The organism is Sporosarcina sp. ACRSL (assembly GCF_022346605.1).
GTDB lineage: Bacteria > Bacillota > Bacilli > Bacillales_A > Planococcaceae > Sporosarcina.
In genome coordinates, this window is sequence record NZ_JAKRNT010000006.1 from 187,910 (window position 1) to 206,911 (window position 19,002).

At 42.0% G+C, this 19,002-nt stretch carries 20 protein-coding genes; 4 read left to right on the forward strand and 16 right to left on the reverse strand.

Going from position 1 to position 19,002, the window contains the following annotated elements:
• Nucleotides 1-31: 31 nt before the first annotated feature.
• A complete protein-coding gene (locus MHZ92_RS10670; RefSeq protein ID WP_239431759.1) occupies nucleotides 32-823 on the reverse strand; it encodes an HAD family hydrolase in 792 nt (263 codons plus the stop codon).
• A 136-nt stretch (nucleotides 824-959) separates the two neighbouring features.
• Here MHZ92_RS10670 and thpR point away from each other — a divergent pair, with 136 nt between their 5' ends.
• Nucleotides 960-1,511 (forward strand): RNA 2',3'-cyclic phosphodiesterase, encoded by a 552-nt coding sequence (gene thpR, locus MHZ92_RS10675; protein ID WP_239431678.1) that lies wholly within the window; start codon nucleotides 960-962, stop codon nucleotides 1,509-1,511.
• Nucleotides 1,512-1,530: 19 nt separating this feature from the next.
• Here the strand turns inward: thpR and corA are convergent, their stop codons facing one another.
• Entirely contained in the window at nucleotides 1,531-2,493 is a 963-nt protein-coding gene (gene corA / locus MHZ92_RS10680) for a magnesium/cobalt transporter CorA (RefSeq protein ID WP_239431760.1), read from the reverse strand.
• Nucleotides 2,494-2,672: 179 nt separating this feature from the next.
• Here corA and MHZ92_RS10685 point away from each other — a divergent pair, with 179 nt between their 5' ends.
• On the forward strand, nucleotides 2,673-3,008 hold the full coding sequence (locus tag MHZ92_RS10685) for a DUF3243 domain-containing protein (RefSeq protein WP_239431679.1): 336 nt from the start codon (nucleotides 2,673-2,675) through the stop codon (nucleotides 3,006-3,008).
• Nucleotides 3,009-3,041: 33 nt separating this feature from the next.
• On the forward strand, nucleotides 3,042-3,227 hold the full coding sequence (locus tag MHZ92_RS10690) for an H-type small acid-soluble spore protein (protein WP_239431680.1): 186 nt from the start codon (nucleotides 3,042-3,044) through the stop codon (nucleotides 3,225-3,227).
• 33 nt (nucleotides 3,228-3,260) lie between these two features.
• Here the strand turns inward: MHZ92_RS10690 and MHZ92_RS10695 are convergent, their stop codons facing one another.
• The 4 genes from MHZ92_RS10695 to MHZ92_RS10710 all read right to left on the reverse strand — a co-directional run bounded on the left by MHZ92_RS10695 (nucleotide 3,261) and on the right by MHZ92_RS10710 (nucleotide 5,919).
• The gene (locus MHZ92_RS10695) at nucleotides 3,261-4,022 is read right to left on the reverse strand and encodes a DeoR/GlpR family DNA-binding transcription regulator (RefSeq protein ID WP_239431681.1); all 762 of its coding nucleotides are present in this window, start codon (nucleotides 4,020-4,022) and stop codon (nucleotides 3,261-3,263) included.
• 210 nt (nucleotides 4,023-4,232) lie between these two features.
• Nucleotides 4,233-4,967 (reverse strand): sulfite exporter TauE/SafE family protein, encoded by a 735-nt coding sequence (locus MHZ92_RS10700; RefSeq protein WP_239431682.1) that lies wholly within the window; start codon nucleotides 4,965-4,967, stop codon nucleotides 4,233-4,235.
• 92 nt (nucleotides 4,968-5,059) lie between these two features.
• Entirely contained in the window at nucleotides 5,060-5,452 is a 393-nt protein-coding gene (locus MHZ92_RS10705) for a hypothetical protein (RefSeq protein WP_239431683.1), read from the reverse strand.
• Between the two features lie 20 nt (nucleotides 5,453-5,472).
• Nucleotides 5,473-5,919 carry a GNAT family N-acetyltransferase gene (locus tag MHZ92_RS10710; RefSeq protein ID WP_239431684.1) on the reverse strand — a complete coding sequence of 149 codons (447 nt, stop codon included), beginning with the start codon at nucleotides 5,917-5,919 and terminating at the stop codon, nucleotides 5,473-5,475.
• Between the two features lie 129 nt (nucleotides 5,920-6,048).
• Here MHZ92_RS10710 and MHZ92_RS10715 point away from each other — a divergent pair, with 129 nt between their 5' ends.
• Nucleotides 6,049-7,503 (forward strand): alanine/glycine:cation symporter family protein, encoded by a 1,455-nt coding sequence (locus tag MHZ92_RS10715; RefSeq protein ID WP_239431685.1) that lies wholly within the window; start codon nucleotides 6,049-6,051, stop codon nucleotides 7,501-7,503.
• Between the two features lie 42 nt (nucleotides 7,504-7,545).
• Here the strand turns inward: MHZ92_RS10715 and MHZ92_RS10720 are convergent, their stop codons facing one another.
• The 10 genes from MHZ92_RS10720 to MHZ92_RS10765 all read right to left on the reverse strand — a co-directional run bounded on the left by MHZ92_RS10720 (nucleotide 7,546) and on the right by MHZ92_RS10765 (nucleotide 19,001).
• Nucleotides 7,546-8,667: a hypothetical protein gene (locus tag MHZ92_RS10720; RefSeq protein WP_239431686.1), complete on the reverse strand. Its 1,122-nt coding sequence runs from the start codon at nucleotides 8,665-8,667 to the stop codon at nucleotides 7,546-7,548.
• 12 nt (nucleotides 8,668-8,679) lie between these two features.
• A complete protein-coding gene (locus MHZ92_RS10725; RefSeq protein WP_239431687.1) occupies nucleotides 8,680-9,930 on the reverse strand; it encodes a hypothetical protein in 1,251 nt (416 codons plus the stop codon).
• Nucleotides 9,930-10,805 carry an ABC transporter ATP-binding protein gene (locus tag MHZ92_RS10730; protein WP_239431688.1) on the reverse strand — a complete coding sequence of 292 codons (876 nt, stop codon included), beginning with the start codon at nucleotides 10,803-10,805 and terminating at the stop codon, nucleotides 9,930-9,932. Before MHZ92_RS10730 ends, MHZ92_RS10725 begins: the two co-directional genes overlap by 1 nt.
• Before the next feature lies 1 nt (nucleotide 10,806).
• Nucleotides 10,807-11,559, reverse strand: a complete 753-nt coding sequence (locus tag MHZ92_RS10735; RefSeq protein WP_239431689.1) for a hypothetical protein — start codon at nucleotides 11,557-11,559, stop codon at nucleotides 10,807-10,809.
• A complete protein-coding gene (locus MHZ92_RS10740) occupies nucleotides 11,540-12,112 on the reverse strand; it encodes an RNA polymerase sigma factor (protein WP_239431690.1) in 573 nt (190 codons plus the stop codon). Before MHZ92_RS10740 ends, MHZ92_RS10735 begins: the two co-directional genes overlap by 20 nt.
• Nucleotides 12,113-12,356: 244 nt before the next feature.
• The gene (gene helD, locus MHZ92_RS10745; RefSeq protein ID WP_239431691.1) at nucleotides 12,357-14,591 is read right to left on the reverse strand and encodes an RNA polymerase recycling motor HelD; all 2,235 of its coding nucleotides are present in this window, start codon (nucleotides 14,589-14,591) and stop codon (nucleotides 12,357-12,359) included.
• A 188-nt stretch (nucleotides 14,592-14,779) separates the two neighbouring features.
• A complete protein-coding gene (locus MHZ92_RS10750) occupies nucleotides 14,780-15,463 on the reverse strand; it encodes a GNAT family N-acetyltransferase (protein ID WP_239431692.1) in 684 nt (227 codons plus the stop codon).
• A complete protein-coding gene (locus MHZ92_RS10755; RefSeq protein WP_239431693.1) occupies nucleotides 15,460-16,572 on the reverse strand; it encodes a mandelate racemase/muconate lactonizing enzyme family protein in 1,113 nt (370 codons plus the stop codon). The genes MHZ92_RS10750 and MHZ92_RS10755 overlap by 4 nt, the downstream gene beginning before the upstream one ends.
• Before the next feature lie 149 nt (nucleotides 16,573-16,721).
• The gene (locus MHZ92_RS10760; protein ID WP_239431694.1) at nucleotides 16,722-17,135 is read right to left on the reverse strand and encodes a VOC family protein; all 414 of its coding nucleotides are present in this window, start codon (nucleotides 17,133-17,135) and stop codon (nucleotides 16,722-16,724) included.
• Between the two features lie 72 nt (nucleotides 17,136-17,207).
• Nucleotides 17,208-19,001: an SLC13 family permease gene (locus tag MHZ92_RS10765; RefSeq protein ID WP_239431761.1), complete on the reverse strand. Its 1,794-nt coding sequence runs from the start codon at nucleotides 18,999-19,001 to the stop codon at nucleotides 17,208-17,210.
• Nucleotide 19,002: the final 1 nt, after the last annotated feature.

The following is a 19,002-nucleotide window of genomic DNA, read 5'->3' on the forward strand; positions in this document are numbered from 1 at the left end:
GGTGAGTCCCTACAACGGGAACTCACCTTTTTCACGTTAACTCTTCCAAGATCGGCAAGAGTTCCGTCAAATGCTTTATTTCATACGTTGGTTGGATGTCTGGAATTGGTGGTTTGCCTTCACGGTTTATCCAAACCGAACGGATTCCAACTTTTGACGAACCTAGAATATCGGTTAGCAAATTATCGCCGACCATTAACGCTTCATATGCGGATGTCCCAGTTTCCTCTAGCACATGCTCGAAAATGGAAGGATCCGGCTTCCCTTTACCGAATGTACCCGAAACGACGATCAAATCGAAATAAGGGGCAATTTGCGGAGTGATTTCTAATTTCGTTTGCTGCAGCGATGGTGAACCATTCGTCAATAAAACAAGCCGAAACTCGTCTTTCAACTTGTCGAGGACGGAGAATGTATCTTTGTAAACGAATGGCGCTTTTTTTCGTTCTTCAATGAACCGTGCTGCAAGTGTCAAACCGAGTTCAGTATTATCGATGCCTACTTTTTCTAACCCTTTCGTCCACGCGTCTCGTTGATAATTTGGAATGATTTTCTTCATTGCCTGATACGCTTCGCCTGGGTCGTCGAATGTTCCCCATAAGCCTTCGAAAGGGTTAATGCCGATCATTTGAGTGAATTCGTATGTATGATAGGAAGCGTACAGTTCTGCAGCCGCTTCACGAACAGCTGCTTCCAATTCCGATGCATTTACATTTTGCAAGCTCGCCGCAAATTGACAAGTCTTTTCAAATGCTGTCGCAATGCTTTTTTGATCCCATAGAAGTGTGTCGTCCAAGTCAAAAATGATTGTACGGATTATCATCATCTCCCTTTTGATTGATTATACACAAAAAAATGCTCCAAATGGAATTGGAGCGGTCTGGGGCCCTTTCATCATGTTTCATAGTATGGAATTTAGGCTACAATAGGAGACGACATCGTAAGGAGGAGGCGCTAGTATGCACCATTATTTCATTGGAATAAAAGCCCCAGATTCAGTTGAAGGACTTGTTATGCAATACAGAGAAAAATATGGATTGTCGAATGCTTATAAAGTCATTCCGCATATGGAAGATTTGCATATTACATTACTGTTTATCGGGGCATTGTCCGAACAGAAAGTTGAACCCTTGCAGGAAACCCTATCCTCCCTTGCTGAGAAGCATCGTGAATTCCTCTTGAATGTTGATGGTCTTTCATTTTTCGGTTCTCCGAAAGGTCCTCGCGTCGTCTATTTGTCTGTCCAACCATCAAAAGAGCTCGACGCTTTGCAAAAAGCGGTTGCGGCAATTGGAGTTAACCAATTGAAGATGGAACCCGATCATCGTTTTACTCCTCATATTACGATTGCAAAAAAGCGCAAAATAGATGGTGAATTGCATATTCAAAAAGAGACAAGCACACCTATCCAATTTCACGTCGATCGATTTTCGCTTTTTAGGATTCACCCATCAAAAACACCAAAATATGAAGCGGTTGAAAGCTTTTCATTACAAAAGCCTTCCGAATAACTTCGAGAAGGCTTTCTAATCATGTCTTATTAATGCGAAACCAACCTTTATATGTAAACCAGCCGATCATCGCAATCCCTATAATCATCATAACGACAAGGACGATTGGATAGCCGTACCGCCAATGAAGCTCAGGCATACGATCAAAATTCATCCCATACACACCTGCAATGAACGTCAGCGGAATAAATATGGATGAAATGATCGTCAACGTCATCATAACACTGTTCATTTGATTGGAATTGATGGATAGTTGACTATCCCTAATATCCGATGTCAACTGGCGATTGGAGTCGATCATTTCAGCTAATCGCAAGAGGTGGTCGTAAATATCCGAGAAATACGTATGCTCTTGAGGAATGAAATCTAATCTTTCCGATTCGAGCATCCTGTACAACAGCTCCCTCATTGGAAAGATTGTCCTCCTTAACCGTAATAGATCTCCACGTACTTCAAATACGTAATCCATTGATAAGTGGACGGTTGTCGGTGATAGTTTTTCCTCGATTTCGTCCAAATGGTCTTCGATATTATAAAGGATCGGAAAGTATTGATCGACGATTTTATCAAAAACTTCATACATGACCAAGATATTTCCACGTTCCCACTTTGTAGGGTCTTGCATAATCAATTCTCTTGCCTTTTCGATTTCCTGCAAGTGGGTGTAATGAAATGTGACGATATAATGTTCTCCTAAAAAAAGATTCAGTTCTTCCGCATTTAAATCTTCCTGACAGATGGAATGCAAGGCGAAAAATGTGTAACCGTCATAATGATCAAGTTTCGGACGTTGGAGGCGTCCATAACAATCTTCCAATGCTAATGGATGAAACTTGAATAACGATTGAAGCAATGATGCTTCTTCTGCGTCCGGCTGATCAAAATCAACCCAGTACCATCGCAACGCAAGCTCGAAGATTTGATTAACCGGGAAGTCGTAAATGAATTCATCGTCCGTTGTCAACCCCATAGTCCGGATCATGCTTCCACCTTCTTTTCGTTCGTAATGAACTTCCCTTAATCGGGAATCCGCTGAATGTCCTCTACGTATCCTAACCATTTTGCCTTCATAAACTACATCCCCAATATCAAAAAACCGAATGCAGTTTTCCATGCAAATTTTTCTATGTTTACTTTACTATCAATAAGCACAGTGTATATATGTACAACAAAGAAGGAGTGATATTTTTTATGGACATGCAAGACAAGATACAAAAAGAACTGGCGAAGATTGATGGCGAAGATAAAAATCAAATACTCGAGAACTTCAACCGCTTCAAACAATTTCTTTCCGAAAAAGTAGAACTAGGCGAAAAAATGGGACTAAGTGAAGAGAAGCTTGTAAAAACTGTAGAGATCGTTGCAAGCTATCTCGCCAACCACGAAGAACCTCGTAATCGCGAAGAAAAAGTGTTAATGGAGCTTTGGAAATCAGGTTCTGAAGAAGAGCAACGCTTTCTTTCGAAACTGCTTTTGAAAATGGTGAAACGAGCTTAATTTAAATATGAACTTTGAATGGGAGGGATTGCTTTGGATAGTCAACGAGCGCGTGAGATTGTAAAGTCACCGGATGAGATCATGGTCAGTTATAATGGAGTTTCTGTATGGATTGATAAAGTCCACGATGACGACCGCACCGCGACAGTTCATTTGCGACAAGCAATGGAGGAAAGGTCGGAAGTTGCGATTTCTGAATTGAAGGAGCACGCACAATGAATGAAGCTGTCCGGCTATTAACCGGACAGCTCCTTATTTTGCTATGACGACTTCCACCCCATAAGACGTTATGGAATCTATTTTATCTTGTGTCGTCTCTTCATCTGTAATGATGACGTCGAGTTTTTCGACGGGGTACATCCTGCTGAACATATCTATTCCGAACTTCGAATGTTCAATAAGCGTGACGAGCTTTTTTGAATTGTCATAGATTGTCTTATGGAAGACAGCCACTTCAGGAGTTGCTGTGCTTAGTCCTTTTTCCGACAATCCCCCTGCTGTTGCAAAGCATACATCGATTGTAAATTGCCGTGCCAATTCATTGGCAATAGCGTCAGTTATATTCCCAGAACTCTTCACAAGCCCCCCAATGAGATACGTTTGAATGTTTTCCACTTCACGCAAATGATAGGCAATTTCTACCGAGTTGGTCACAACTGTGAATCGTATGTTTCGTGGCAAATACTTCAGCATGACAAAATGTGTTGATGCACCTCCGATAAAAACGGTTTGACCTTCTTGAATATAGGTGCTTGCTTCTTTTGCAATCGCGTTTTGATAAACGCTGCCATCTCCATAACGTATTGAAGGCGATGGAGGCAACATCCTTACATTGCCAATCGGAATGGCACCCCCATGCGTCCTTTTCAACAATCCCTGCTCCTCCATAATCGAAAGATCACGTCGGATGGAATCAATCGACAAACCGAATTCATCGGCAAGGTCTTTCGCTAGAATGCGGCCATCCTTTTCAAGTGTTTCTAAAATTTTTCCCCTTCGTTCTTCTGTAAACATTGTTCCTTCCTCCCTTTTTTATTCTACAAGAGTACGTTTGCCTTTTTGTTCACGTTTCACCCCGCTTTCCATCTATATTATGCAGTTATATTCCTATTATTTCATGTTTATTCTGTTTTGTCGATGATTTTATTCATTTTTGTTCAAGTTTGTTCCTTTTATCACCCAAAAAATAAAACCCTCTACCGTCGTAGAAGGTTTTCACTGTAATTAACCGACATTCTCTACAATAATTTGTAATATTAAAGCGACTGTCACAACCCGTAATATTGGCTTCACGAACTTCGGTTTCAGTTTTTCCGCAATACGCACCCCTGTCTGCGCTCCGGTAATCGAACCTAACATCAACATTAACGTAAGTGGCCAGATGATTTTTCCAGCTGCTATATAAGTGACTGCCGCTCCAAAACAACTTGAAAATGTTGCAAGACGCACATAACCGACGGCCCGGATATAGGCGACTTTCAAATGACCAAATAAGTAAAGCATTAGCGTTCCTTGCCCTGGTCCGAAAAGACCGTCGTATATTCCAATTCCATATAATCCAGGCACACTCAGTTTGCCGAATTTCAATTTCTCCTGTCCGCCGAAATCCCCTTTTCCGAAAAACGATGTAATGAAAGCAAAAGTTAAAAGTAGTATTGCTAAAATATAGAGATTGTCCGCTGAAAGCATTGTCGCAATGAGCCCGCCACTGATGCCCCCTATTAGGCTTACTGGAATAATCCAAAAGGATTCACGCAACGATATTTGTTTGTGTTTCAAAAGGACAAGAAAGCTTGAAAATGAGCTGACTGTGTTCGATACTTTGTTCGCACCAATTGCGGAGTGGATTGGCACCCCGAGTAGCAGCATCGCAGGAAGACTGATCAATCCGCCGCCCCCCGCCAACGTACCGATTGTCGTTGCGATTACCCCAATGAAAAAGAGTGAAATATATTCCATCATGAACACCCCCTGTGTATAACTCTATTATACTCCTCGGTTGTTCATTAGGAAATTCGATAGTTATTATGTAAAGAGATAATTTTTTCTTATCAAAAACCTATTTCATATTGTTCTCCATCTTCATTGACGACCTTCAACTTGCCGTTTTTACGTTCTAGACCGATTAAGATATATGGATTAATCTTGTCGCTATCCGCTTCTACTTCCCTCACTGTGATGATTGTTTCATCATCCAATATTTCAACGTCTACCGCTTCCAGTTCGAGTTTATTCGTTCCAGTTGAAACAACAACCATCAAATTTCCTTCGGCTATGTTAATGCTTTTAAACCCTTTCCGGTCCGGCTTTTCATTTTGCAAGTAATTGACGTGCTGTCTCACTGCTGGCTCTTTATCGATGTCTTTCTCGTTCCCCACCCAATATACTTTGCCGCATCCACTCAAAATCATTGTGAGGGCTAGTAAGATCAATACCTTTTTCAAATCCATTTCGCCCCTTTTCATTAGTGATCTAGTAACTTTTTTTCTAATTCGATCCGATGGATTCCGTCATCATCAGTAAACGTGTTTGTTATATCAAATCCATGTTTTATATTTAGGATCAACATGTTTCTCCATTTATTTCGAGTCTTTGTTTCAATCGTTTTATATCTAGCTTCCTTTACAAGTCGATGTTGCAACTCCATTAGCTTGGAGGCAATCCCTTTTCCCCTGTGTTCCTCGTGAACAGCTCCATACCAACTGTAATACCGATCCACGGAGAGACTGTATCCAATCTTGTAGCCTACTACTTTATTCTCTTCAATGGCAACAATAAAAAGGATATTCGGTCGCAATCTCACCTTCTTCGATAATTCATCTGAGTTGGCAAAAATCTGATTATGTAAATGCAAAATTCCATCCATTGTCTGTTCATCAGGCAAACCCCAAAAGTAATGAACGTTCGGCATAGTCATATCCTCCCTTTCTACTATTATACTATGAATTTAAATAATTCATATCCTAAGATCCATGTATCATATTGTCCCACTATTCATACATTAAACAAAAGATTCTGAATCAATGAAGGAGGGAATGAAATGGACAAGATTTTAGAAACGATTGTCAGCTGGTTATGGGGATGGCCTCTTATCTTCACAGTACTGTTTGTCGGGGTTTACTTTACAATCGGAAGCAAGTTCTTTCAGATCGGTTATTTGCCACATATTTTCAAAGCTACGTTCGGGAAGCTTTTTTCAAAAAAGGACAAGGTTGAAAGTGACAAAGGCGTTTTAACGCCTTTTCAGGCAGTGAGCACCGCAATTGGGGGCAGTGTCGGAGTTGGTAATATCGGCGGGGTGGCGACTGCAATTGCGGTTGGAGGACCGGGTGCTGTTTTTTGGATGTGGATTACTGCTCTTTTAGGCATGATGACGAAGACTGTCGAAGTCACGTTAGCTGTCCATTACCGTAGTACTGATGAAAAAGGTAATCCGTATGGCGGGCCTACGTACTATATGGAAAAAGGATTAGGCGAAGAAATGAAGTTTAAGTTTTGGAAAATCCCTGCGATTCTCTTCGGATTCGGTATTTTCACGACGTTTTTCATTACACTTCAGAACTACACGGTTTCCGAAGCGGTCAGCTCAACATTCAACATTGGTATGATTCCTTCTTCGCTAATTTACGTTACTCTTATTTACGTCATCATTTACGGGGGCATCAAAAGGATTGGCGAGATTGCGACGAAGCTCATCCCTTTCATGTGCATTTTTTATGTGGTAGCTTCCCTGTTCATTATCTTCAAGAATTACTCAGAAATCATTCCTGTTTTTGCTCTTATTTTTGACAGTGCATTTACAGGAATGGCGGCTGTCGGAGGATTTACCGGTGCTGTCATTGCTCAAGTAATCCGGATGGGTGTCGCCCGGGCAGTGTATAGCAATGAAGCAGGTTGGGGTACTTCCCCGATGATCCACTCGACGGCAAAAACGAATCATCCGATTAAGCAAGGAATGTGGGGAGCTGTCGAAGTATTCGTTGATACGATCATCGTTTGTTCGATGACTGCATTCACGATCATTATTACCGGCGTTTGGTCATCTGGACTCGATGGCGCCTCATTGACATTATCCGCGTTTGAAGTCGGCATCGGTGAAGTCGGCAGATATATTATTGCCTTGTCGGTCTTCTTATTCGGCTTGACGACTACGACTGGCTGGTACACGTATTATGAAATTATTTTGCGCCACCTGTTCGGCGGAGAGAAGAAGGTCGACGTGAAAAACAAGACGATTTTCTTCTACAAATGGTTATATCCGATACCAGGCTTATTAATGGTCGTTTACGCTGTTTACTATGACCTACCAGGAAAAGCTGTCTGGTATTTCGCAGATATTACGACGGCCATCCCAACGTTCATCAATTTGATTGTCATTATGGTGTTAAGTAAGAAGTTCTTTGAGCTGCTGCGGGATTATAAGGCAAGGCATTTGAATATCGGAACGATTGATTCGCATTTTAATGTGTTTTATGAGGATAAGCTAAAAAAATGATGGTAAAAGAGAGTCCCGTATTGCTGGGGGACTCTCTTTTATTCAGGTCAAAATATCTATCTTCTTTTCACGCTTAATTAGGTAATAAATAAAAATGATACATACGATAACCATGCCCCCGTAAGAAAAAGGGGTTAACCACTTAGGAATCCAAATTAGAATCATATTTGGCAATAAACGATTCAGACCGAAAATCAGAAATCCTACAACGAACGGGATTTGGATGCCGATTAAGGACACCATATTCGGGACAACATTTGAAAAGCTCATGGAAAGCGTGACGAATATGAATCCGATCAAGTAAATCGCTGCGACACATAGCATGATGAATTGGAAGAATGTCGGATCGTACCAAGACTCATTAGCTATAAAAGTGTTGATGCGAACTTTAAAAAACATGGAAGTATTATTCAACGAATACAAGCCCAAATATACGGTCAATAATCCAGTAATAATAATGAATGTAGCGGTGTATCCGGCCAAGAGTTTCGTTTTGAAAAGATTCCTCCCCTTTTTCGATGTATATTGCAACTGAAGGAGCCCTCTTGAACGATCCCTCAAAATTGTTGGCGAAATGACTAACACAACGCTGAACAGGATAGCAATCCCGACATTTGTAATATATGATTTGAAGTTTCGGATAACGATTTCCGTATATACTCCGAATTTTTCTTCTGCAATCAATTCGTTTAATCGGTCTCTCTGGTTATCAGTAAGTACTTCAGGAATACTTTTTCTGAAGTTATAAAACTCAATCAACCTTTCACGCTCTTGCAAGTCCCAAAAGAGTTCAGTTTTCTTTCCGAAAAAAACGTCATCTCGGAGGGCACTTGCCTCTTGGGATGGATTCCCCCAATCATATGCCTGGAATAATTCATATGTATCTAAACCAGCAGCAACGAATTCCTCCCTTGATTGCATATACCGAGTTGCTTCGTCCACTATTTCGTCGTACACCTTTTTGAAGTCAATAAACTCGTCATCATCCATAGTAACGCCGTATTTCTCTAACCCGATATTATACGAATAAATCCCACTGCCGTTGGGGAAGTATTCGATATAAAATTCAATCAATAAAAAATAAACTAAGCTATTGATAAACAACAGCAATAGCATCGTTTTCCACGTGAAGATTTTCTTTACTTCATTCAATAAAATCCTCATTGCTGCACCTCCTCACGAAATATCGATCTTAATAAAACGTTTATACGACATGTAACAAACTACAATCGTAATCACCGTCCAACAGCTAACTGTCATCCATTCGAAGTTTTCAAATAGGATTAATCCGCTGCTTCCCATGAACGAGGAACTAACTGCTAATAGTAATGTCGGTAAAGTATACGCAGAGACGAATAACAGGTTTGCGGATTTCGGCATGAAGCTAGGTAACAGCCACAAAAGTACGAATAGGGCAGCAACAAGAAAGAAAGTAATATAACTGTTTTTCACCGTGACGGATAATGCAAAGGTCAGACCCGAAAATAGCAATAGGACGACAAAAACGAGTGCAATTACACCTATTAAAAAGGTTCCTACAGATAGATCCCACCAAGCGATATATGGGAAATTATATTCCCAGTTGAATGCACTGCTAATTGACGTTTGCCAGACATGCGAGTAATCAAAAACAGTGAAAAACGTTCCGAGTGTTATCGCGAATAGGAAGACTACAATAACTGCTGCAATAGCTAAAGCAGACAAAAGCTTATTTTTCATAAGTTTTCTGCCACGTTTTGTGGAGTATGCAACTAGGTGTGTCTTGTTTTCAAACTCATACGTCGTAATCAATGCAGTTGTCAAGATGATCAATAGAAGCGATTCGATAATGATTTGCAGGAAGATCGTCTTGAAGAGAAAGGTATGCATGTAATATGCTTTACCTGCAAAAAACCATTGCTTATGTTCCCCATTGCTAACCATTTCCTTGAATCGTTCAAAGAACTTCTCGTTTTCATTCAGAAATGTTTCGGCAGCCTTGCCACTAAGACCATACTTCTCAATTTCTCCTGCAGCTAATTTTCGTATGTCAATTCCTTCATAGCTTTCATCGATTGACTTTGCCATGTTCAAATACATTTCTTTTAATTGCAACCGGTGAATGAACTCCCATTGTTCATCGCTATATTTCTCTTGATTCTCAAAGCTTAATCCGTCAAGAAATTCATAGACGCTCGTAAACTCGGACGCTGTCATCCTATTTAGTTCCGCTACGTCAAGTTGTACGTTACTATTGAATTCGTCCAAAGAATCATCTGTTATTTTCAATCCGTACGTTTCAATAATTTCATTGATAATCTTTAACTCTGCTTTGTGGTCGGATGAACTGATGATGACAAATAGATTAAATGCGGAAAAAACCACGAGTAGTCCAATTAAAATAGGAGATGTCAATGCTTTCTTACATTCATGGAGGATAATACTCATCATACTTCCCCTTCGATTTCATCGCGGTATTCGTAAAGGAATACATCTTCCAACTGTGGTGCCACTGGCTTCCATCCAGCTTCCGGCACTCCTTTATGGATGAATCGGACGATCATTTTGCCGTACTCCTGCTTTTCAGAAAGGAGGACATATTTCTTCCGGAATGCTTCCAACAGATCAAAATCGATTGTTGTTTCAAACACATTCCCTCTTAACGTCGAACAAATATCCTCAACCGAATCCTTATAAAGCAGCTGCTTGTTTTTGATCATTATGATTTCATTCGCAATTGATTCAATATCCGATACGATATGGGTAGATATAATGACGAGTCTATCGCGGGCAAGTTCAGTGAGTAAATGACGGAATCGCGCCCTTTCTTTCGGATCAAGACCTGCTGTCGGCTCGTCCAAAATGAGTATTTTCGGGTCGTTCAGCAATGCTTGTGCTATGCCGACACGCTGGATCATCCCACCTGAAAATTTCTTCATTTTTTTATTTACAACATCACCTAAAGCTACCTTTTCCAAAAGGTCATCAATTTTTTTGAGGGCCTCTTTTTTCCCAATCCCTTTCAATGCCGCCAAATACAACATATATTGCTTAGGCGAATAATTTTTGTAATAGCCGAACTGCTGTGGCAAAAAGCCTAACAGTTCACGGTACTGCTCATCCATATCGATGATGTTTTTTCCGTTATAATAGATTTCCCCTTCGCTCGGAGCAATCAATGTCGCCAACATTTTAATCAGCGTCGTTTTCCCTGCGCCATTCGGAGCAAGTAATCCATATAGACCCGTGTTAAATTCCAAATTGATCTGTTGCAATGCGGTAAAATCTCCATAACGCTTGCTGACATCTTTCACGACTAACATATTAAAATACCCCCTCCGACTGCTTGAATACGATGAGCTTTTTCAAGTAGTTCATAAATATTATTAGGCAACCGAGTAGAACAACCGCATATACGATTACTGGCATATGAAGAAGCATATCGTTGTACAACTCGTTATTCACTGACTTTAAAAACGTGTTCCCCATGACCCATACTGCTATTGTTATCATTACAATCCCTTTTGTCCTTCGGTTCATAAGGGCGAATAAAAGAATAATCGAAAACAGTAACAGGGACGTGCTAGAAAGCATGAATGCACGGATAAAATGGATTCCTTCATATTTCATGGCAAGGAAAGCAATTCCCAGTGTATTGAGGAACATCGTTGAAATACTAAACGCAAGCATCCGGAATGCAATGACTTGATAAACATTGTATTTACAAGCCATTTCCACATCGTACGTCGCATTTTGTGTTTTATTTACGTACGTGTAGATTGATAAAGCAAGGAACAGAATGGGTGAAAAAAGAAAAATATAAGTATAGAGATCTTGTATTTCAGCATGATTTGGTACGATGAGAAACAGGCTGTATAATCCGATGGCGATACTTAAAATGAAGCTAAGTTCCAATCGATCCGAAAACAGATGCCTCCATCCGACTTGTTGCACCATTGATCGTAAATAGGATGAAAAAGATTCTCTTTTCACTAAACCTCGAGAGACAATTTGACTAATCTGTGCCTCGATGGTGCTCTCATCTGGCATCGGAATTTTAAATTGATCTTTCTTCAAGTTTCTCTACCTCCATTTCTTTACGAATCCATTTCAGTGCGGCATAATATCTTGTTTTCACCGTAGATATCGGAATCGCTTCAATGGCCGCAATTTCCTTTAGCGTGTATTCACCGAATAACTTCAAGCGGATAACTTGCTGTGAATGTGCATCAAGCTGATTGACTAATGAATTGACACGCTCGAATTGCTCCTTGTGTACTAGAGCAATTTCCAAATTGTATTCATCCTCGAATTCCTGCTGGATATCCTCTAACGGCTGCGTAAATTGTGCATATCGGTAATGCCTGGAGCGGAAATAGTCGACAATTCGATTTGAGGCAATCCTGTACAGCCAAGTCCGAAACGAAGCTTTTTTGACATCGTAGGCATAAATCGTTTGCAAGACGGCAATGAATAGCTCTTGCGTTAAATCCAATGATAGCTCCTCGTCCAGTGTTTGTTTGTAATGAAAAGCATACATTTCCTTATAATATTTCGACACCAGTGCACTCGCAGCGGACTCACTGGCATTTTTCTTTATCTGTTTGATCAAGCGAAGATCATTCTCCATTTATTCATCACATGCTTTCCAATATCATTGCCCTATAAGTATATTCGTAATTTGTACGGAAAAGGTTTTACCTTTTTTACAGAAATCTAAAAAGGATTCCCTTTTAGAGAATCCTTTCATTTATTTATGCGTTTTTCTTGAAGTTAATGAGCTTAATTTGAGATTTATGCGCATTTGTTCGGCTTTATGCGTGTATATGTTCATTTATGGGCTTTTCGGATGATTTATGCGCTTTTGGACGGTTTTATGCGTATTTTGTCATTATCAATGGTGATAGCGAGTCGGATAGCAGATGCAGTTCATGCATCGGCCTCGTCATCGCGACATATAACAACTTTCGATCGATTGGATGGTCCCGGAATGGTTCGTCGAAAGCAGCGATGATGACGGCATCGAATTCCAGGCCTTTCGATAGATGGCTTGGTACGATTAATAGACAGTCGCCATTAATATCAGAGTTCTCGCCTAGTAATTGGACAGGCAGCCCCGATTGGTCTAGCCGCTTGTAAAGCACCTCTGATTCTTTTCGAGTTTTACATATTAAAGCAATCGATTTATGTCCTCTGCTAAGTATTTCCTCATAAATTTCATTCACCTTAGACGTATCAAGGCTTGGCATTTCATAAAATTCAGGCTCCCTGCCGTGCCGGACGACCGGTTCCACGAGAGGCAGATCTTCTTCCATCTGCTCAAGAACCTTATTCGCGAGTTGCATAATTTCGATTGTTGTCCGGTAACTTTTTTGCAAGGTCGTATACGTGGCCCGCGGAAACATTTCCCGTACTGGTTCCCATGATGTCAATGCACGGTAGCTATAGATCCCTTGCGCAAGGTCCCCGACCATCGTAAACATATCTGTTTCCAGCCCGTCCTGCAATGCAGCAAGCTGGAATTCGCTGTAATCTTGCACCTCGTCAATAAAGACGACGCGCATTTTCCACTCATCCGCCACACCTTTCAACTTGGCATGTAGAAAGTAAAGCGCAGCCAAGTCTTCTGTCTCCCAAACTTCTTTTTGGTGCGCGGCAAAAAAAGCATCCCTTTCCGATTCAGACCAGTGGCATGCCAACTCTATATGTAATTGTGGATTTATAAGCCAATCCCTGTACAGTTTTTTTATATTGAACTTTTTAAATCTGCGCATATAGACTGAAACGGTCTTTTTTCCTTCCTTTTCAATAGAAGGAAGCCGTTCATCTCGTTCATCCATGATCCTTGTGATGCGCGCCTTACGTTTTTCATCGTCTCGAATACCGTACAATGCTTTGTCGAGGGCTTCTTCATATTTATCGGATAGGAGCTTATACAGCTGTTTGCGTTTCCGATTCACTTCACTTTGCATAATAAGTTTAATACGCTCTATTCTTTTCTCAAGAGGCATATACTTGAAGTCTTCAAGGAACAATTTCTTCAGGCGCGATGCCTTCATGATCCGATATTTTTCGATATAGACGTCTTCAAAGAGGGCTGCTGTTTCTTGTTCGAGCTTGTCCACGTATCGTTGCATGATTTCTCGATAACGAAGCGTCCCTTTCAAGCGTGCAATGAAAAGTTGTTCTTCATCTACGGATTTAGTTGCCGTTAACAGCTCCAGCTTTTTATTCGGATCAGTTAATTTGAGCTTCAATCCTGTTGCGTTCAGTACATATTCAGCGAAAGTCGTTTGACAAATACGCCCGACGCCTAACTCGGGCAGCACGTCGCCGATATATTCCATGAATAATTTGCTTGGAGCTAGAATCATCAGTTTCTCTGAAGGGAAATCCGTTCCCATCGTATAAAGGAAATAGGAGATGCGGTGAAGTGCAATCGTCGTTTTACCACTACCCGCGGCACCCTGAACAATAATCGGTTGCTTCAAGTTCGCACGGATAATTTCGTTTTGTTCCGCCTGAATCGTTGAAACGATTTCGGTCAGCCGAACGTCCGCTTTCCCTGCCAAAGCTTCTTGAAGCAATTCATCATTCGTTGTTAAATCAATATCAAGGATGTCCAGCAGTTCTCCCTCTTCGATTTTGTATTGCCGTTTCGAAAAGAGGTGCCCACTTATTTCTTCGTCCCGCACTTTGTACGTCAAGTCTCCCAATCTGCCATCATAGTAAACATTCGCTACAGGCGAGCGCCAATCTACGATGATCGGTTCTTGGGTTTCCTGGTGGAAGACAGACGTTTTTCCGATATAGAGGAATTCATCCTTCTCTCCGTCCGTCTGGAAATGGATACGGGCGAAATAAGGTTTTTGCTGAACCGCTTCGAGTCCTTCCCTCTGAGAGCGAGCCATTTCAAAAAATCGGGTGTTTGTTAAAATATTGATGTAGCTCAAACTGGAATCCAAATAATCCAAGTCGGCCATCGCATGCCGAATTTCATCTTGCGAGGATTGCACATCACGCATCGACTCTTCAAGGAGCTTCTGCATGTAGTGCTTCGTGTAGTCAAGGCGCTGCAATTCAAACTCAAAATCGGGATGTTTCTGCATATACAGTCCTCCGTTTTGCGTATTTTTGCGTCCTATTATGAGATGTTGGGGTTAATTGAGACAGAAATTGATTGTACCATTATGGAATGTTTTAGGCAATACCATTTATTCAGAATCATCGAGAATTGTCGTCAAATTTGATAAAAATACCGTACAAGTCACTTTACGACTTGTACGGTTTCCTACATTCAATCTTTCTTTGCATATTTCACTTTCCACGAATCATCGACCTGTTCCAATCCGATACCGACCCATCCATCCGCAAGTAAAGATTGCTGCTCCATAACATCAGACATGTCGACAGTAATACCGATTGTCGAAGGCTTGTCCGATGCAGCCAGATCTTTTATAAATGTGTAGCGCAAAACATGGCCGTATTTCTTTTCTACCGAAACAATATGCATGCCCAATGCGAATTTATCTTTCAAGCTTGCGATATTAAACGGGGCGACCGTCGCGCATACGTAACGGTACCGATTTTTGTCGACGTTTTCCATGAGAAGCTGCCCAAGCAATTGCTGCAATTTGTTTCCTCGATAATCTGGGTCGACATTCGTCACTTCTGAATACAAAACGGTTGGCAATTCGGTTTCTGGCAAACCGGCATCTCTTCCTAAATGATGCTCGTCGATTTCCGGTTCGAGCATCGCCCTGAAAGCGATAAGTCGGTTGCCGTAGAAAGCTCCGATCATTGTGCCATTACCTTTCAGAATGTAGCGAAATTCTTCTTCGGAAAGTGGCTGTAGAAAGGAGGCGACTTCTAGCGACCCAATCACTTTCTCTTGCAACTCGATAATCGGACCTAGTTCGTTTACCGTCAAGTTTCGTATTGTCACTTTTTGACCATTCCGCAAGATGATGTCTTGTTTCATCCAAGCACCTTCTCCGAGTACACAGTCAATTTATTCAAGATAGCTTCATCCACATCAACTCCGAGTCCCGCCTTATCCGTCAAGCGAATGAAAGGAATGTCATATTTCAAGTTTCCGATGTCTTCACTAAATTTCAATGGTCCTGTCAATTCCACACTCGTTATGATCCGTTTGGAAAAAGCGACATGGAATCCCGCTGCCGAACCGACGGACGATTCGACCATCGAGCCGATCTGACATTCGATTCCTGCCATTTCCGCCATATGGGCTAACTTCATGGCCGGATAAATGCCGCCACATTTCATCAATTTAATATTCACTTTGTCTGCAGCCCGCTTGGCGATAATCTCACGCATATCACGGAATCCGCACAGCCCTTCGTCAATCATGACAGGCACAGAAGTTTTCGATTTGATTTCCACCATTGCATCGATGTCATCCGCTTTGACCGGTTGCTCAAGCCAATCGAGTGAACTATGTTCAAGTTTTCGTAACGCTTGCAACGTCGTTGAGCTGTTCACCCAACCTTGATTGACATCGATTCGAATGGCGATCGATTCACCTACCCGTTCTCGGACAGCTTGGATTCGTTTCACATCTTCCGAAACGTCTGTGCCAACTTTCATTTTCAATGAACGGTAGCCTTCTTGAACGCGTTGTTCGGCTTCATCTGCCATATGTGCAGGCGTCCCAATGCTGAGTACGTGCGTAATCGGAAATTCATCGTGATATTTTCCGCCTAACAGATCATAAACGGGAACGTCCAACGCTTTTCCGATCAAATCATAGCAAGCGATATCTAAAGCTGCCTTGGCAGCGGGCACTCCATAAATTTCAGCATCCATGCGCGCATGGATCTTTTCCATTTGACCAGGATCCATGCCGATCAGTTTTGGTGCGAGCGTGTTTTTCAAAATGGCATATGTACTTTCCCAGCTTTCACCGGTAACATGCTCGTCCGCTACTGCCTCCCCGTATCCGACATGACCCATGTCGGTTGTCAGTTTAACGATGATGGAAGGAATCGTATCATAACTCGCATAACTGACGATAAACGGGTCATGTAAAGGCAAGTGGATCGCATGAATTTCGATTTCTGTAATTTTCATTTGTTTCTTCCTTTCACAATGGCAACTATCTTTCATTATTGTAACATCGGAGGGATTATGGTGAAAGAATGGACTTTGGAGTGGAACAACCCTTGCTAACATAAACAAAAACGGCGGGATATGCTCCCGACGTTTTACTAGAAAATTATTCACTCTTCATGACTGATTTGCCATTCGATGCCGAATTGGTCTTTCAATTGGCCATACGCTTTGCTCCAGAACGTTTCCTGTAACTCCATCGTCACGGTCCCGCCTTGCTTCAGTTTATCGAACACAGTTTTGATGAGCTCAATGTCCTTGTTGACGAAAGCTAGACTGACATTATTCCCTTCGATGAAAGGATGACCAGGAAATGTATCGGAAAACATAACTCTGCTTCCATCAATATTCAATCTTGTATGCAAAACCAAATCCTTTGCTTCCTCAGGCAACTGATAATCCGGACTTTGCGGAGCCTCTCCGAATGTCATGATCTGAGGTTTTTCTGTATTGAACACCTCTGCGTAAAACTCGGCTGCCTGCCTGCAATTCCCGTTAAAGTTGAGATATACATCTACTGCCATCTAATAACCCCTTTTCCAATATTCATTTCATTCATTCAATTCAGTTTACCATGTACAAGCGATCTTGCAAACTTAAAATGGGAACAGAATTGGAATTGCAATCATCATGACAACGAGCATGATGAATTGCAATGGCACTCCGATTTTCACAAAATCCTTGAATTGATAGCCGCCTGCCGTCATGACGAGCGCATTTGTCGGTGATGCGACCGGTGTGGAGAATGCCATGCTAGCTGCTACTGCTACTGCGATCAGGAATGGATACGGGCTGACGCCGATGCTGAGGGCCGCGCTTAATCCGATAGGAGCAAACAGGACAGCCGTAGCGGTATTGCTTATGAATTGCCCGAATGTCATCGTCAACAAGAAGATGCCACCAAGTACCCCGATAGGACCGAGCCCGCCAAGCAATTGGATAATCCCTTCTGACAGCAACACCATCCCTCCCGTATTTTCAAGCGCTGTCGCCATCGGAAGCATCGCCCCGATGAGAACGATGCTTTCCCAGTTGATTTGCCCGTATGCGTCGTCCATATTCCTGACGCACCCAGTCAAAATCATCAATGCTGCGCCGATCAACACCGAGATGACAGCTGGAAATACTTCGAACACCATAAGAAGAACCATTAGAATCATGATGGCCCCAGCAATCGAAGCTTTTCCACTTGCGGCAGCCATGCTCGCATGCTCTTTCGGTTGCCCGATGACGACAACGTTCCTCGTATCCTTTGAAAGCAATTCGATCGATTCCCAAGAACCTTGTACGAGAAGGGCATCCCCAAAACGGAGGCTTTGCTTCGACATATCTTTTACGACAAACTCCCCTTGGCGGTTAATCCCTAAAATATTCAAGTTATACTTCTCGCGAAAGTTGATCGTACGCAACGTTTCCTTAATGAGATTCGAATGTGGGGTCAGGAGTACTTCCGCAATTCCTAACTCCTTCGATACGAGCTCATCCGCCTCCGACGTCCCTTCTTCGATCAATAACCCATATGCTTCAACGAACTTTTTCACGTTTTCGGCAGACCCTTGTATGTAAAGACGATCCTTCGGTTGAACAACACTATTCGGTCCTGCCATTTCCTTATAGGTCATCGGCAATAAATTTAATCCTTCGGTCGATTTCCTGCTTATTTTCAAAATGCATAAATGATACGTTGCCGGAATCTTTAATTGCGCGAGCCGCTTCCCGATCAATTCCGACCCTTCCGGAACTTTCACTCGGAACAGACTTCCACCAAGTTGATAATCGATTGCTAGTTGCTTCGTCGATAACTTTTGAACTTGATTCGCATTGGAACCGGACTTTCCTTTTGGCAGTAATGAATTACGGACTGCGAATAAGTAAATAATGCCAACGACCCCACCGATGATGCCGATCGGGGTGATTTGGAAAAAGCCAAGTTTTTCATAACCATTGTCGACAAGCATTTGGCTAATGATTAAGTTAGGCGGTGAAGCGATTAACGTGAGCAATCCGGAAAAGCTCGCCATATAGGAAAGAGGTATTAAGTATTTTGAAGGGCTGCTATTAATGCTGATTGCAATGCTGATAACAATCGGCAGCATAAGAGCCACTGTCCCCGTATTGCTCATGAATGCGCCGACTGATGCAACAATGAGTAACAACAGAATGAACAGCCTTTTCTCGCTGTCACCCGAATAGCGCAATAGTAATGTACCCGCCATTTGGGCAAGCCCTGTCCGTAAAATTCCTGCCCCGATTACAAAAAGGGCGGCAATCATAATGACGACAGAGTTAGAAAATCCGGAAAGCGCTTCGACAGGTGTCAGAATTCCCGTCAATACGAAGGCGAGCAAGGCGAGAATCGCAACGAGGTCCGCGCGCAGTTTATTCGTCATG

Excerpts from the sequence above, each read along its gene's own strand:
- MHZ92_RS10670 (WP_239431759.1), bottom strand. The coding sequence starts at position 823 with ATGATAATCCGTACAATCATTTTTGACTTGGACGACACACTTCTATGG.
- thpR (WP_239431678.1), top strand. The coding sequence starts at position 960 with ATGCACCATTATTTCATTGGAATAAAAGCCCCAGATTCAGTTGAAGGA.
- corA (WP_239431760.1), bottom strand. The coding sequence starts at position 2,493 with ATGATCCGGACTATGGGGTTGACAACGGACGATGAATTCATTTACGAC.
- MHZ92_RS10685 (WP_239431679.1), top strand. The coding sequence starts at position 2,673 with ATGTACAACAAAGAAGGAGTGATATTTTTTATGGACATGCAAGACAAG.
- MHZ92_RS10695 (WP_239431681.1), bottom strand. The coding sequence starts at position 4,022 with ATGTTTACAGAAGAACGAAGGGGAAAAATTTTAGAAACACTTGAAAAG.
- MHZ92_RS10700 (WP_239431682.1), bottom strand. The coding sequence starts at position 4,967 with ATGGAATATATTTCACTCTTTTTCATTGGGGTAATCGCAACGACAATC.
- MHZ92_RS10710 (WP_239431684.1), bottom strand. The coding sequence starts at position 5,919 with ATGCCGAACGTTCATTACTTTTGGGGTTTGCCTGATGAACAGACAATG.
- MHZ92_RS10715 (WP_239431685.1), top strand. The coding sequence starts at position 6,049 with ATGGACAAGATTTTAGAAACGATTGTCAGCTGGTTATGGGGATGGCCT.
- MHZ92_RS10720 (WP_239431686.1), bottom strand. The coding sequence starts at position 8,667 with ATGAGGATTTTATTGAATGAAGTAAAGAAAATCTTCACGTGGAAAACG.
- MHZ92_RS10725 (WP_239431687.1), bottom strand. The coding sequence starts at position 9,930 with ATGAGTATTATCCTCCATGAATGTAAGAAAGCATTGACATCTCCTATT.
- MHZ92_RS10730 (WP_239431688.1), bottom strand. The coding sequence starts at position 10,805 with ATGTTAGTCGTGAAAGATGTCAGCAAGCGTTATGGAGATTTTACCGCA.
- MHZ92_RS10740 (WP_239431690.1), bottom strand. The coding sequence starts at position 12,112 with ATGGAGAATGATCTTCGCTTGATCAAACAGATAAAGAAAAATGCCAGT.
- helD (WP_239431691.1), bottom strand. The coding sequence starts at position 14,591 with ATGCAGAAACATCCCGATTTTGAGTTTGAATTGCAGCGCCTTGACTAC.
- MHZ92_RS10750 (WP_239431692.1), bottom strand. The coding sequence starts at position 15,463 with ATGAAACAAGACATCATCTTGCGGAATGGTCAAAAAGTGACAATACGA.
- MHZ92_RS10755 (WP_239431693.1), bottom strand. The coding sequence starts at position 16,572 with ATGAAAATTACAGAAATCGAAATTCATGCGATCCACTTGCCTTTACAT.
- MHZ92_RS10760 (WP_239431694.1), bottom strand. The coding sequence starts at position 17,135 with ATGGCAGTAGATGTATATCTCAACTTTAACGGGAATTGCAGGCAGGCA.
- MHZ92_RS10765 (WP_239431761.1), bottom strand. The coding sequence starts at position 19,001 with ATGACGAATAAACTGCGCGCGGACCTCGTTGCGATTCTCGCCTTGCTC.